The sequence below is a fragment of the Micromonospora sicca genome, assembly GCF_003172935.1.
GTDB classification, from domain to species: Bacteria; Actinomycetota; Actinomycetes; order Mycobacteriales; family Micromonosporaceae; genus Micromonospora; species Micromonospora sicca.
In genome coordinates, this window is the sequence record NZ_QGKS01000061.1 from 1 (window position 1) to 13,793 (window position 13,793).

A 13,793-nucleotide genomic window follows, 5' to 3' on the forward strand; every position below is an offset into this window, starting at 1 on the left:
ATGCGGGGGCGGCGCGGGTGGCGCACAACTGGGCGCTGGCCCGGGTCAAGGCGGTGATGGATCAGCGGGCCGCCGAACGCACCTACGGCATCGACGAGGTGGACCTGACCCCGACGCAGGGCTGGTCTCTGCCAGCGCTGCGTAGAGCGTGGAATCAGGCGAAGGCGGATGTGGCGCCTTGGTGGGCGGAGTGTTCGAAGGAGGCGTTCAACACCGGTCTGGACGCGCTGGCCCGGGGGTTGAAGAACTGGTCGGACTCCCGCACCGGTAAGCGTGCCGGGCGGCGGGTGGGGTTCCCGCGGTTCAAGTCTCGGCGCCGGTCGACCCCGTCGGTGCGGTTCACCACGGGGGCGATCCGGGTGGAGCCGGACCGTAGGCATGTGGTGTTGCCTCGGCTGCGCCGGTTGAAGCTGCACGAGTCGGCCCGGAAGCTCGCCCGCCGGCTGGAGGCGGGCACGGCCCGGGTCGTGTCGGCGACGGTGCGCCGTGACGGCGGGCGTTGGTACGTGTCGTTCACCTGCGCGGTGCAGCGCGTCCAGGGTGTGCCGGCCTGCCCGGATGCGACGGTCGGTGTCGATCTGGGTGTGTCGCATCTGGCGGTGTTGTCCACCGGGGAGGTGGAGCCCAACCCGCGCCATTTGGACGTCGCCGCCCGCCGGTTGCGGCGTCTGGCTCGGCGCGGGCCTCTGGCCGGGTCGGCCCGGACCGGCGCACCGGTCGGCGTGGGTCGATGCGGTGGGAGCGCGCGTCCGGCTCGGTCGGGCGCATGCCCGGGTTGCTCATCTGCGCCGTGACGGTCTGCACAAGCTGACCACCCGGCTCACCGGCGAGTACGGCACCATCGTGGTGGAAGACCTCAACGTGGCCGGGATGCTCGCCAACCGGCGGCTGGCCCGGCGCATCGCCGACGTCGGGTTCGCCGAACTGCGGCGGCAACTGGCCTACAAGACGGGGTGGAGTGGCGGGCGGCTGGTGGTGGCCGACCGGTGGTATCCGTCCTCGAAGACCTGCTCGGGCTGCGGCGCGGTGAAAACCAAGCTCGCCCTGTCCGAGCGCATCTACACCTGCACCCTGTGCGGCCTGGTCCTGGACCGGGACGTCAATGCCGCACGGAACCTGGCCGCGCTGGCGATCACCGTCGCCGGGAGTGGCTCGGAGACGCGAAACGGACGTGGAGCCGACCGTAAGACCCGCCCTGGCGGGCTGGTGGCTGTGAAACGTCAACCCGGCACCGCCACGGCGGGCGAGACCGGGATCGTCCCACCGCAAGGTAGGACATCCAATCATGTGCTCACCAACGCACCATGAGAGGAAACGGCTCAGTCGCCGAGCCGCTGTCGGGCGAGGAACTTCGGCACCACCAGCCGCCACGCCTCGGTCACCAGCTCGGTCATCTGGGCGTGGTCGAGTCGGGCCAGGTGGCAGCACACCCAGTTGAACCGCAGGTCGGAGGCCCGGGGCAGGAAGAACAGGTCCGGCTCGGCCGCGATGAGGCCGTCCCGCTGCTCCTTCGGGTAGCCGAAACCCATCGTCTGCTCGTCCCGGGAGAACGCGACGTACACGATGGCGCCGACGCGGAACTTCACCCGGTCGTGGATGAGGTGCTCGGTGGTGCGTGGCAGCGTCCGGGTCAGCGCACGGACATCGGCGACGGTTATCACGCCCGGGACCGTACGCCCGCCCTCCGACGATCCGCGCCCCGACCGCCCGGTCGGGCCCGGAGATTTGTTAGGTAGCTTGCCTTACGAAAAGATGCCGGTTACGTTGACCCCTAACGATGAAGGTCGATCCGCGGCTGGCGTCGCATCCCGCTCTCCGCGGCATCGGTAGGGCTCCGGAGGCAACCATGACCATCGGCGGCGTACGTTGTCTGCTCACCACCGTGATGCTCGTGGTCACCACCGGCGGCCTCTGGGGCGCGCCCGCCGATGCCACCGTCGCCCCGGCCGAGACGACCGCCGTGTCGTTCGCATCCGTCGTGCCGGCACCGGTCCTCGCCACGCCGGCGGGCGGAGTCACCTACCGCATCACGGCGACCACGAAGATCTACGCCGAGCCCGGCTCGACGGCGGTCGCTGACATCGCCGAGCAGTTCGCGGCCGTGCTGCGCCGCTCGACCGGCTATCCCATGCCGGTGGTTGACGCACCGAGTGCCACCCCGGCCGACGGCATAGCGCTCCTGCTCTCCGGGGCGCCCACGGGGATCGGCAGCGAGGGTTACCAGCTGGACGTGATCGACGTGTCGATCGCCGTACGCGCCAACGCGCCGGCCGGCCTGTTCGCCGGCGTCCAGACGCTGCGCCAGTTGCTGCCGCCCGCCGCCGACAGCGCGACCGTGCAGCCCGGGCCCTGGGACGTGGCCGGCGGGCGGATCATCGACCAACCCCGGTTCGCTCACCGGGGCGCGATGCTCGACGTCGCACGGCACTTCCTCCCGATGTCGGTGGTGAAGCGGTACATCGACGAGATCGCGCTCTACAAGGTCAACCGCCTGCACCTGCATCTCTCCGACGACCAGGGGTGGCGCATCGCCGTCAACAGCTGGCCCGATCTCGCGATCTACGGTGGGAGCACCGAGGTCGGCGGCGGCGCCGGCGGCTACTACACCCAGGACGAGTTCCGGCAGTTGGTCGCGTACGCCGCCGCCCGGTACGTCATGATCGTCCCGGAAATCGACATGCCGGGTCACACCAACGCCGCGCTCGCCTCGTACGCGGACCTCAATTGCGACGGCGTGGCGCCCAAGCTCTACACCGGCACCAAGGTCGGGTTCAGTTCGCTGTGCGTGGGCAAGGAGATCACCTACACGTTCATCGACCAGGTGCTGGGCGAGCTCGCCGCGCTCACGACCGGGCCCTACCTGCACATCGGTGGCGACGAGGCCAGCTCCACCACCGCCGCGGACTACGCCACCTTCATGAACCGGGCACAGCAGATCGTCGCGGCGCACGGCAAGACCGTCGTCGGCTGGCACGACATCGTCAACGCGTCGGTCCTGCCGTCGACCGTCGCCCAGTTCTGGGGGACCACGACCTCCAACGCCGCGGTGGCGACGGCCGCCCAGCACGGCACCAAGGTCATCATGTCGCCGGCCAACCACGCCTACCTGGACATGAAGTACAACTCCCGCACCCGACTCGGCCAGCGCTGGGCCGGCTACATCGACGTCCAGGACGCGTACGGCTGGGACCCGGGGGCCTATCTGGCGGGCGTCGGCGAAACGTCCGTGCTCGGGGTCGAGGCGCCGCTGTGGACGGAGACGATCGAGACGCTGGCCGACGTCGAGTACATGGCCTTCCCGCGCCTTCCGGCGATCGCCGAGCTGGGCTGGTCGCCGGCGAGCACCCATGACTGGACCTCGTTCCAGCAGCGGCTCGGTGCCCAGGGCCCGCGCTGGCGCGTCATGGGGATCAACTACTACCACTCCACGCAGGTGTCCTGGCCAACCGGCTCCTAGGCGCCGCACCGAGCGGCGCACCGCTTTTCTTCGACTGGATCGAGGAGGCCGCCCATGTCACCGCCCCCAGCCATCCACCCTGTCCAACGTAAGCGCCGGCGGTACGCGACGCTGCTGCTGGCCCTGACCCTCGTGGCCGGCGTCGGCGGCGTGCAGGTGCCGAGCGCGAGCGCCGCCACCGTCGGCTCCACCGAACTCTCCACGGGCTGGACGTTCAGGTCAGCCAACACCGTCACGGACCCGGGCGCGACCATTTCCCAGGTCGGCTACAGCACCGCGGGCTGGAACCCGGTGTCGCTTCCGTCGACCGTCCTGGCGGGGTTGGTCGCGAACAACGTGTACCAGAACATCTACGTCGGGACGAACCTGCAGTCGGTGCCGGACCTCACCGGCCAGAACTGGTGGTTCCGGGGGCAGTTCACCGCCGCGGCCGCGGCCCCCGACCAGGCGTACTGGTTGCGCTTCAAGGGCATCAGCTACCGGGCGCAGATCTGGCTGAACGGCACCCAGCTCGACGCCGACGCGGTCGGCACCATGGCGGTGCACGAGTACAACGCGACGAACGCGATCAGGCCCGGCGCGCTCAACGCGCTGGCGATCCTGGTCACCCCGCCGGCGCACGACTGCAAGGATCTCTCCTTCTGCACCGTGGACTGGAACCCCGAGGCTCCGGACATGAATGCCGGGATCTGGGGCACGACGCTGCTGGAGACGACCGGGCCCGTGGCGTTGCGTGACCCGTACGTCAAGACCGTCCTGCCGCTGCCCGCGACCAACGCGGCGGACCTGACCGTCTACGTCGACGCCCTCAACGCGACCAACGCCCCGGTCACCACGACGGTCAGCGCCACGATCACCAAGGCGGGCTATCCGACCGTCTCGGTCAGCCAGAACGTCACCCTGGCCGCCAACGAGCGTCGCGAGGTCAGCTTCGACCCGGCCGGCTATCCGCAGTTGCACGTCACCAACCCCGCACTCTGGTGGCCCTACCAGTTCGGCAGCCCGGAGCTCTACCAGCTCTCGACGTCTGCGACGGTCGCCGGCGCCACGTCGGACACCAGGTCGATCGACTTCGGCGTCCGCCAGTTCACCGACTACCGGAGCACCGTCAACGGCACCTCGTTCGTCGGCTACAAGGTCAACGGGCAGAACATCTTCTTCCGTGGCGGCGGCTACGTCTGGGACATGCTGCAGCGCTGGGACACGAAGACCAACGCCACCCACATCCAGTACGTCAAGGACATGGGCCTCAACACCATCCGGCTGGAGGGCACGCTCGGCAACGAGGAGCTCTACGACCTGGCCGACAGGGCCGGCATCATGATCATGCCGGGGTTCGTCTGCTGCAGCGCGTGGGAGAACGACAACACCTGGACGATCGAGCAGGAGCAGGTGGCCAACGCCTCCCTGGACAGCCAGCTGCGGGCGTTGCGGGCGCACGCCAGCCCCTTCATGTGGAACTACGGCAGCGACCAGCCGCCGACGGCCGCCCACCTGAGCATGTACAAGAACACCGCCGCCAAGCTGCACTGGCAGAACCCGACGGTGGACAACGTGGCGACCTGGTCGAATGCCAACGCCGGCATGAAGATGGACGGCCCCTACAAGTGGGAGCCGCCGGTGCTGTGGTGGGACACCACCCAGTCCGGCAGCGCGTTCGGCACCACCGGTGAGGAGGGCACGGAGGCGCCGCCGCCACTGGAGAGCCTGCAGAAGTTCATTCCCGCAGCGGACCTGTGGCCCATCGGCGCCACCTGGAACTACCACGCCGGCAAGCCCAGGAGCGTCTTCGACAACATCACGGTGTTCACCGACGGCGTCAACAAGCGGTACGGCAGCACCACCAGCGCCGCGGACTACTCCCGCAAGTCGGAGCTGCAGAACTACGAGAACAGCAGGTCGTTCTTCGAGGCCTGGAACTCGCACGAGTACACCCAGTCGTTCGGGGTCATCTTCTGGATGCTCAACAACGCCTGGCCCTCGGTGCACTGGAACCTGTACGACTACTACTTCAAGCCCGCCGGCGGCTACTTCGGCAGCAAGAAGGCGAACGAACCGCTCCACATCGCGTACGACTACAAGACCAGGAACGTGTACGCCGTCAACTCCACCCTGAGCGGGCGCAGCGGCCTGACCGCCACGACGACGGTGTACAACGTGCCCAACCTGACGCAGGCGTACACGACGACGGTACCGGTCACCGCGGCGGCGAACGCCGCCACTCAGGTGCTCACGCTGCCGGCGTTGACCGGCCTGTCCACGACGTACTTCATCCGACTGCAGCTGAGGGACGCCACCGGCGCGGTGGTCAGCAACAACCTCTACTGGTACTCGACTCAGCCGGACGTGCTGGCGAACAAGAAGAACTGGTACATGACGGCGGTCAAGACGTACGCCAATCTCACCGGCCTCAACAGCCTGCCGTCGAACCCCAACCTGGCCACGAGCGTGACCCGGACAGTTTCCGGCGGCCAGGAGACTGCCACGATCACGATGACCAACAACAGCCCGACGAACATCGCGTTCTTCCTGCGGCCGGAGATCACCGCCGGCAACGGCGGCAACGAGGTGCTGCCGGTGAACTACAGCGACAACTATGTCTCACTGTGGCCGGGTGAGTCGACCACCATCAGGGCGACCTACCAGACCAGCGACCTGGGCGGCCAGGCCCCGCACCTACGAACCCGGGGCTACAACGTCCCGACGACGTCGATCCCGGTGCCGTAACCACAAGGCTGAGCGGCCGGCGGCGGGGGCGGCGGAAGAGCCGCCCCCGCTCCGCTCAGCCCAGCGCCGCGGGTTGTCTGCTGCGCACCCCGTCGCGGAAGGCGACGTCATCCCTTGACCGCCCCGGATGCCAGGCCGGTGATGAGGTAGCGCTGGAACATCACCGCGAGCGCCACGGGCGGCAGGGCGGCGAGGACTCCGCCGGCGGCGATGAGACCGAAGTCGACGGCGTTGCGCCCGGTGAACTCGGCGATCGCGACCGGCACCGTCTTCGCCTGAGAGGTGGAGGTGAAGATCAACGAGTACAGGAACTCATCCCAGCAGAGCAGGAACGCGTAGAGGGCGGTGGCCAGGATGCCGGGCTTGGACAGCGGCAGCATCACCCGCACGAGGGCGCCGAGTCGCGAGCACCCGTCGACCCGGGCGGCCTCCTCGAGCTCCACCGGCAGGGACCCGAAGAAGGTGCTCATGTTCCACAGGGCGAACGGCGTGGCCAGCGAGCAGTACACGATGATGAGGCCGGTCCTGGTGTCGAGCAGCCCGAAGCGCGACATCAGCAGATAGAGCGGGATGATCAAGGCGATCGGCGGCAACATGTAGGTGACCAGGAACGACAGCAGCGTCACCCGTCGCAGGGGAAACCGCAGCCGGGCCAGCGCGTAGCCGCCCAGCACCCCGACGGTGAGTGAGATGACCACGGTGCCGCCGGCGACCAGGAAGCTGTTGACCATCGCGCCGCGGAACGCGGCGCCGGCGCTGGTGCCGCCGCCCGCGAAGATCTCGCGGTACCGGTCGAGCGTGACGTGCTCGGGCAGCCAGCGCATCGGCCGGGAGACGAGGTCGGTCTGGCCCACGAACGACGAGTAGAGCAGCCACGCGAACGGCGCGAGGATCACCACGGACGTGGCGAGCGCGGCGAGGTGGATGAACAGGCGGTAGCGCAGGCTTGCTCTCATGGCGACCTCAGCTCGCTCTGCCGAAGCAGCCGAAGGTAGATCAGGGCCAGCACGAGGATGGCGATGACCGTCAGGTAGGCCAACGACGCCCCGGCGCTGAACCGCTGGGCGGAGAACGCCTCGAGGTAGGTGAAGAACGTGATCGTCTGGGTGCCGCCCGCGGGACCACCGCCGGTCATCACGTAGACGATGTCGAAGACCTTGAACGCCTCGATGGTGCGCAGCACCAGCACCAACGCGATGTGCGGCACCAGCAGGGGGAGGGTGACCCGGCAGAACGAGCGGATCGGCCCCGCGCCGTCCACCCGTGCCGCCTCATTGAGCTCCCGCGGGATCGTCTGCAGCCCGGCCAGCAGGAAGAACGCGACCAGTGAGGCGTTCTTCCAGACGTCGGCCACGACCACCATGTTCAGGGCGAGAAACGGGTCGTTGCCCAGCCACGACCGATAACCGTCCTGCAGGTGCAGTTCGGTGAGCAGCGCGTTGGCCACGCCGTACTGGGCGTTGAGGATCCACCGCCACATCGCCCCGTTGACGATCGTCGGCAACGCCCACGGGAGGATCACGATCGCGCGGAAGAACCAACGCAGCCGCAACGGGGCGGCGAGCAGTTGGGCCAGACCGAGGCCGAGGACAAGCTCGAGTGCGGTGGAGACGGCGGTGAAGTAGGCGGTGTGCCCGGCGGCCGTCCACAACCGGTGGTCGGCAAGGACCTGGGTGTAGTTGCGTAGGCCGACGAACGGGTATCGACCGGGGAACGGGCTGTCGACGTCGTAGAACGAGATCACGAGGGCGCGTCCCGCGGGGTACAGCACCACGCCGAAGACGACGAGCGCCGCGGGCAGGAGCAGCAGCAGCGCCAGCCGGACCTGACCGCCGCCGGCGCGCCGGGCGAACGGCCAGCGGCGCGCCGGCGGGGTTCGCGGGCGCGCCGGTGGCGCGGTTGCCGGGCGCGCCGGTGGCGCCGCCGTCATGACAGCAAGGTACGGGCCTGGTCGGCCGCGTCGTCCAGTGCCTTCTTCGCCGGTTTCCGGCCGAGCAACGCGTTCTGCACCTCGACCTGGAGGATCTGGCTGATCTCGTTGTAGCGGGGCACCTGCGGCCTTGCGATGAGGGTGGCGAGCTGTTTCCTGGCCACCGGCACCACCTGCGGCAGGGCGGACACCACCGCCGCGTCGTCGTACGACGTCGTCCAGCACGGCAGCGAGCTCTTGGCGTACTTCGCCTGCACCTCGGCGCTGGTGATGTAGCTGACGTACGTCCAGGCCGCCTTCTGGTTCTTGCTGCCGGAGCTGACCGACAAGGCCATCGAGCCGTTGACGCCCGGGCCGCCCGCCGGTCCCGCGGGCGTCGCGGCCACGCCGACCTTGCCGGCGATCTTCGACTGCTGCGGATCGTTGGCGGCGTTGAACATGTACGTCCAGTTCAGCGCCATCGCGGCCTGGCCGTCGGAGAAGATCTTGCGAACATCCTCCTCCAGCGACTCCACCGAGTTGGGGTTGGTGAGCTTGCTGTCGAGGGTGTTCTTCATGAACTCCAGCGCCTGCAGGCCACCGCCGGTGTTGAAGGCGACGGACCTGCCGTCGTCGGACAGGAACTTGCCACCGAAGGCGCCCACGAGCTGCGTGTAGTCGCAGATCAGCGCCTCGGCCTGCTTCCAGCTCCAGATCAGCGGGTAGTCGACCACCTTCTTCGCCTTGAGCGCCCGGGCGGCTGCGAGCACGCCGTCCCAGGTGGACAGGCCGGCCGGCTCGACGCCCGCCCCGGTCAGCATGTCGGTGTTGTAGAAGAAGTACTTCGTGTCGAGGATCCACGGGACGCCGTAGTAGCGGTCCCGGTAGGCGGCGGTCGCCAGCGCCCCACCGAGCATGTCGCTCTTCCACGCCGCCGGGAACTGGTCGGTCACGTCGGTGACGATGCGTTTGCTGCCGAACTCGGCGGGCCAGATGACGTCGATCAGCACCACGTCGAAGGTGCTGGCCGGGGCCGCTGCCACGATCTTGTCGTGCAGCGCCTCGTAGGCGACGAAGGACGGCTCGACGGTGATCTTCGGATACTTCTTGTGGAACTCGTCGGTCATCGCGCGGATGTCGTCCTCGGAGTAGCCGGCCTGCTTCATGAACAGGGCCTTGATCTGGCCCTCGCCGTTGCCCGCCGCACCGCTGTCACCGCCCGCGCCGGTGTCGCTGCCGCCGCCGACGTCGCAGGCCGCGAGAAGCAGGCCCGCACCGGTGACCGCCGACAATTGAAGGAGTCTTCGCCTGGACAGCTCGCTCATGCTCTCTGACATGATCGCCCTCCGGGGGCATTAGGTAGGCTGCTTAACAAAAACTTGTACTCGGTTCGCGATCACGGGTCAAGGCCGTCGTCGCAGCCTTCCCGATCCCACAGGCGAGGGAGTGGAACAGCTTGGTCTCCGTCGACTCGTCCGGCCGAATGGTGCTGGCCGCACTGCTCGACAGCGTGCCCATGACCCGGCCGGAGCTTGCCAGCCGGACGAGCCTGTCCCGGCCCACCATCTCCGAGGTGGTACGCCGGCTCGTCGAGATCGGCCTGATCGTCGACGCCGGCGTGCGCCGCGGTCGACCGGGTCGGGTGCCCACCTACTACCGGCTGGCCCCCACCGCCGGGTACGTGGTCGCCGTCGATGTCGGTGGCGACAACCTCCGGGTCGCGGCGGCGGACATGAGCGGCACTGTCTGTTTCGAGCAACGCCAGGCCACCAGAGGGGCCGGCGCCGGCCGGGTCGCCGCCCAGGTCGCCCGGATGATCGCGTCCGCGACGAACGCGGTGGGGGAGCAGCTGGGGCGGCTTCGTAGGGTCGGCGTGTCGGCGCCCGGTGCCGTCCATGCCGACGGGCGCACCATGTCGGCCGCCCGCAACCTCGGTGAGGACGGCCCGTTCGACCTGATCACCCCGCTCGAGGCGCGCGTCGACGCGCCCATCGTGCTGGAGAACAATGTCAACCTCGCGGCGCTGGGGGAGCGCTGGCGTGGGCACGCCCTGGATGTCGCGACGTTCGCGTTCCTGGCCGTCGGTGCCGGCATCGGCATGGGTCTGGTCCACAACGGCGAACTCGTACGCGGCGCGCACGGTGCCGCCGGAGAGGTCGCCTACCTGCCGTTACCGGGTTCGGTGCCCCCTGGACAGCGGGCCGGACGCGGCAAGGCGCAGCTGGCGGACGAGGCCGGGGCGTACGGCGTTCTCGCGGCGCTCGACGCCCGCAGGTCCTGGCCGGGCACCCGGCCGTCCTCGGTGGAGGAGTTGTTCGCCCAGGCCGCCGCGGGCGTGCCCGCCGCGCGCGATCTGGTGGAGGCCGAGGCCCGGCAACTCGGCCTGACGATCGCCAGCGCGTGTGCGATCTTCGACCCCGAGCTCGTGGTCCTCGGCGGGGGCGTCGGCCGCAACCCGCTGCTGCTGCCGACGGTCCGGGACACCGTCAACGCGTACGCGCCGTTTCCACCGCGGATCGAGACCAGCGCCCTGGGCGAGGCGGCGTCCCTCACGGGAGCACTGTTCGTCGCCCTGCAGGCCGCCCGCGCTGAACTCCTGCGAGCCGTCAGCGGTCCCGACGGTGGCTGACCAGCGCGGGGCGCGACAGGTCCCGCTATGGCAGGGTATGAGACGGATGTGTGGCTGCCGTCGAACCGGTGCCCGTAGTGTCGTCTGGCGACGACGGTGCGGCGGTCCGGGAGGAGGTCGATGGCAGCGGAAGGCAGCGCCGGTGCGGCGGCCCCGGCCCAGCGGGATCCGGGGCGGCCCGCGTACCTGGAACTCTTCTTCGACCTGGTCTACGTCTTTGCGCTGATCACCCTGGCCAAGACGCTCGCCGTCGACCTGACCGGGACCGGCGTCGGGGAGACGTTGGTCCTGCTGCTCGCGTTCACCCTCGTCTGGGCGGTGACCACGTGGGCCGCGGACACCCTCGACCTGGCCCGGCCCGCGGTCCAGGTGCAGCTCATCGGGGTGGCGGCCGCCAGCCTGCTGCTGGCGGCCGCGGCGCCGGACGCGTACGGCGAGCGTGGCCTGCTCTTCGCGGTCACCTACCTGGTGATCCACCTCGGCTCGAGCAGCTACTACCTCCTGCTGCTGCCGGATGCGTCCGAGCCGCGCCGCAGCGGCCGGGTCCTGTTCTGGTACCTCATCGCCGCGGTCGGCTGGATCGGCGGCGGGCTGGCCGTCGGCCCCGCCCGCCTGGTGCTCTGGGCGGCGGCTGTCGGCGTGGAGTACGTCGCCGCCTCGCTCGGCTGGCCGGCGCCCCGACTCGGGCGGGCCCAGCCGCAGGAGTGGCGGCTGGTCGGCGAGCGGGTGGCCGAGCGGTACCGGCAGTTCGTCATCGTCGCGCTCGGCGCGGCTGTCTTCGTGACCGGGACGACGTTCAGCATGAACGAATACACCATGGATCGGGCCTGGGCCCTGCTGGTGGTCTTCCTGATCGTGGTGCTGGCCTGGCGAATCTACATCTACCGGGCCGGCGAGCTGCTGACCGACGCCATCGCGCAATCGACGAACCCGTCCCTGCTCACCCAGTCGGCCGCGATCACCCACCTGATCATGGTGGCCGGCATCGGCGGCATGGCGGTCACCAGCCACCTCGTCGTGGCGCGTCCGCTCGGGGACACGCCGGCCTCGTGGGCTGCGGTCATCCTCGGCGGACCGGCGTTGTTCCTGGTCGGCCGCGGGGTGCTCGACTACACGGTGTTCGGTCGGATCTCCCGGTCCCGGTTGGCCGGGCTGGTCCTGCTGGCCGGCGTGGCGCCGGCCTCGTCCCTGCTGCCGCCGGTGCTGGTCGCGCTGCTCGCCACGACCGTCCTGGCCCTGGTCGCGGCCGCGAACCTGGTTAGCACCCGGTTGCACGCCCGCACGCCGATGCCACCGGCGCTCGGGCGACCCTCACCCGGTCGGCACGGTGACCCGGACCAGCCGTGAGCGTGCCGGCAGGGTCTCCCAGACCAGGGTGAGCAGCAGGACCAGGTTCGCCACGACCAGGATGGCCAGCGGCGGGAGCAGGGCCGCCGCCGGCGCGACGGCGCCCAGCAGCACCACCCCCAGCGCCCGGGACCAGAGGACCCGTCCGGTGAGCACGGCGTCGAACAGGCAACCCCCGAGCAGGAACAGGGCCGGCCCGCCGAGGATGACGGCGGTCCAGGCGGCCGGCGCCGCACCGAACGGCCGGTCGATGACCAGCGAGACGCTGGTCGAGACGAGCAGCACCCCGGCCACCATCACCAGGTGGCTGTACGAGGTGGAGGTGCCGGGGCGGACCCGCTCCACCACCGTGACGGCGGGCCGTGCCAGGAGCTGCCGCACCCGGTGGAAGTAGAGCTGGAAGAGCACGACGCCGCTGCCGAACGCGAGCGCGCTCGCGGCCACCCGGCCGGCCTGGAAGCCGCTGCCGGCCAGCCCCGTGCCGACGCTGAGGATCAGCTCCCCCAACGCGACGATGAAGATCTCCCGGTGCCGCTCGGACAGGTGGGTGCCGGTGAAGATCTGACTGGCGAGTTCGGTGCGGCCGAGCCTCGGCGTCGGCCAGCCGATCCGGGCCGATCCCAGGTCGACGGCCACCGCGACCGACCAGAGCAGCAGCCGGGCCGTTCCGTGTACGAACGCCCCGGCCACCCACGGCGCGGCGGTCACGCCGAACCAGAAGAAGACCCGGATGCTCCTGGCCTGGATGGGGCGGTTCACCCGGGTACCGGGGATGAGGACGGCGTCCCGGACGAGGTGGATGCCGAAGTACGCCGCGACGAGGAGCCACCCGTAGTCGGCGAAGGCGTACGGCACCGCGATCGCCATCAGCATGGTGCCGAACATGACCGCCAGGACGGTGGCCTGGATGATCGGCAGCCGCGGGTTGAACAGGTCGGTGAGCCACGCGGTCAGCACCCAGACCCACCAGGCGGCCAGCAGCAGGACGGCGGTCTGGGCGGCGCCCCGGACGGTGAGGTCCTGGGCCAGCCCCGCCGAGAGCCGGGAGAGCATGAAGATGAAGACCAGGTCGAAGAAGAGCTCCAGGAACGTCGGATAGTCCGGCTCGCCGCGCCGGCGAAGGATCCGGGGTAGCGGACTGGACGTCACCGCGTCTGCCTCCTCTGGCACGCCCGTACCGCGGGCCGGAGGCGCGGGAACCTGGTGCTCCCCGCCAACCTACAAAAGCGGGGGCCAGCGGAGAGTCGAAACGACAGGAGTGGGGCGCAGGCCCGGCTCCAGGCCCCGCCGCCGCGATCAGCCGCCGGAAAGGGGTCGCCAAATCGGATCGTCCAGGCCGGTCACCCGACGCGACTGAGCACTGTCGAGCACGCGGGGACTGCGTGTCATCCTTCAGCGGGTCGGGTCCGCGCCACGGTCTCCCCGCCGTCATGGAAACCCGGGCAGCCGGCCTCGCCACCTGCCGCACGATCGTGACCGCCGGGCCGCTCCCCGCGCCGGCTTCGGCCGGATCGGTCCGCCGGCGCCGCATGCTGGCCTACGCTCCCCGGTAGGAGGAGCGGGGGTCGGGATGACGCAGGCGCGGCAGGTGGCGGTACTAGATGATCGATTCCAAGGGGTGTGGGGTAGCGAGTAAGCGCAAGGGCATCCATGATCGGCGTTGCCTAGGCAACGAGACCATGGAGGCCACGTGCACGTCGATCTGGACACCCTCGCGACCGCAC

General features: G+C 69.8%; 10 protein-coding genes and 1 pseudogene. 6 read left to right on the plus strand and 5 right to left on the minus strand.

Translation table 11 applies throughout. The annotated features are described in order from the left end of the window. Positions 1-794, plus strand: a pseudogene (locus tag DKT69_RS38805) (hypothetical protein); the annotation flags it as partial. Beyond that, positions 736-1,308 (plus strand): RNA-guided endonuclease TnpB family protein, encoded by a 573-nt coding sequence (locus DKT69_RS38810; RefSeq protein ID WP_201749436.1) that lies wholly within the window; start codon positions 736-738, stop codon positions 1,306-1,308. The pseudogene DKT69_RS38805 and the gene DKT69_RS38810, both read left to right, overlap by 59 nt. Before the next feature lie 11 nt (positions 1,309-1,319). On the opposite strand, the gene DKT69_RS01385 is transcribed toward DKT69_RS38810, so the two are convergent. Beyond that, positions 1,320-1,661, minus strand: coding sequence for an MmcQ/YjbR family DNA-binding protein (locus tag DKT69_RS01385; protein ID WP_109799791.1), 342 nt, complete (start codon positions 1,659-1,661; stop codon positions 1,320-1,322). A 185-nt stretch (positions 1,662-1,846) separates the two neighbouring features. Here DKT69_RS01385 and DKT69_RS01390 point away from each other — a divergent pair, with 185 nt between their 5' ends. Both DKT69_RS01390 and DKT69_RS01395 read left to right on the plus strand, forming a co-directional pair. Further along, complete coding sequence (locus DKT69_RS01390) at positions 1,847-3,457, plus strand: beta-N-acetylhexosaminidase (protein WP_236647256.1); 1,611 nt, start codon at positions 1,847-1,849, stop codon at positions 3,455-3,457. Positions 3,458-3,511: 54 nt separating this feature from the next. Further along, complete coding sequence (locus DKT69_RS01395; protein WP_109799792.1) at positions 3,512-6,184, plus strand: glycoside hydrolase family 2 protein; 2,673 nt, start codon at positions 3,512-3,514, stop codon at positions 6,182-6,184. Positions 6,185-6,291: 107 nt separating this feature from the next. On the opposite strand, the gene DKT69_RS01400 is transcribed toward DKT69_RS01395, so the two are convergent. Genes DKT69_RS01400 through DKT69_RS01410 form a run of 3 tightly spaced genes read right to left on the minus strand, consistent with a single transcriptional unit; the run spans position 6,292 to position 9,430 of the window. Beyond that, positions 6,292-7,140 carry a carbohydrate ABC transporter permease gene (locus tag DKT69_RS01400; protein WP_109799793.1) on the minus strand — a complete coding sequence of 283 codons (849 nt, stop codon included), beginning with the start codon at positions 7,138-7,140 and terminating at the stop codon, positions 6,292-6,294. Continuing rightward, complete coding sequence (locus tag DKT69_RS01405) at positions 7,137-8,114, minus strand: carbohydrate ABC transporter permease (protein WP_109799794.1); 978 nt, start codon at positions 8,112-8,114, stop codon at positions 7,137-7,139. The genes DKT69_RS01400 and DKT69_RS01405 overlap by 4 nt, the downstream gene beginning before the upstream one ends. After that, positions 8,111-9,430, minus strand: a complete 1,320-nt coding sequence (locus DKT69_RS01410) for an extracellular solute-binding protein (RefSeq protein WP_109799795.1) — start codon at positions 9,428-9,430, stop codon at positions 8,111-8,113. The genes DKT69_RS01405 and DKT69_RS01410 overlap by 4 nt, the downstream gene beginning before the upstream one ends. A 119-nt stretch (positions 9,431-9,549) precedes the next feature. On the opposite strand from DKT69_RS01410, the gene DKT69_RS01415 reads away from it, so the two are divergent. Together DKT69_RS01415 and DKT69_RS01420 are read left to right on the plus strand one after the other, a co-directional pair. Next, a complete protein-coding gene (locus DKT69_RS01415) occupies positions 9,550-10,722 on the plus strand; it encodes an ROK family transcriptional regulator (protein ID WP_146230956.1) in 1,173 nt (390 codons plus the stop codon). 120 nt (positions 10,723-10,842) lie between these two features. Then, entirely contained in the window at positions 10,843-12,069 is a 1,227-nt protein-coding gene (locus DKT69_RS01420) for a low temperature requirement protein A (protein WP_109799797.1), read from the plus strand. Here the strand turns inward: DKT69_RS01420 and DKT69_RS01425 are convergent. After that, the gene (locus tag DKT69_RS01425) at positions 12,034-13,218 is read right to left on the minus strand and encodes a low temperature requirement protein A (protein ID WP_161557748.1); all 1,185 of its coding nucleotides are present in this window, start codon (positions 13,216-13,218) and stop codon (positions 12,034-12,036) included. The two genes, DKT69_RS01420 and DKT69_RS01425, sit on opposite strands and share 36 nt — an antisense overlap. Positions 13,219-13,793 lie beyond the last annotated feature (575 nt).

Coding starts and splice junctions, on each gene's coding strand:
- DKT69_RS01390 (WP_236647256.1), top strand. CDS start 1,847: ATGACCATCGGCGGCGTACGTTGTCTGCTCACCACCGTGATGCTCGTG.
- DKT69_RS01395 (WP_109799792.1), top strand. CDS start 3,512: ATGTCACCGCCCCCAGCCATCCACCCTGTCCAACGTAAGCGCCGGCGG.
- DKT69_RS01400 (WP_109799793.1), bottom strand. CDS start 7,140: ATGAGAGCAAGCCTGCGCTACCGCCTGTTCATCCACCTCGCCGCGCTC.
- DKT69_RS01405 (WP_109799794.1), bottom strand. CDS start 8,114: ATGACGGCGGCGCCACCGGCGCGCCCGGCAACCGCGCCACCGGCGCGC.
- DKT69_RS01410 (WP_109799795.1), bottom strand. CDS start 9,430: ATGTCAGAGAGCATGAGCGAGCTGTCCAGGCGAAGACTCCTTCAATTG.
- DKT69_RS01420 (WP_109799797.1), top strand. CDS start 10,843: ATGGCAGCGGAAGGCAGCGCCGGTGCGGCGGCCCCGGCCCAGCGGGAT.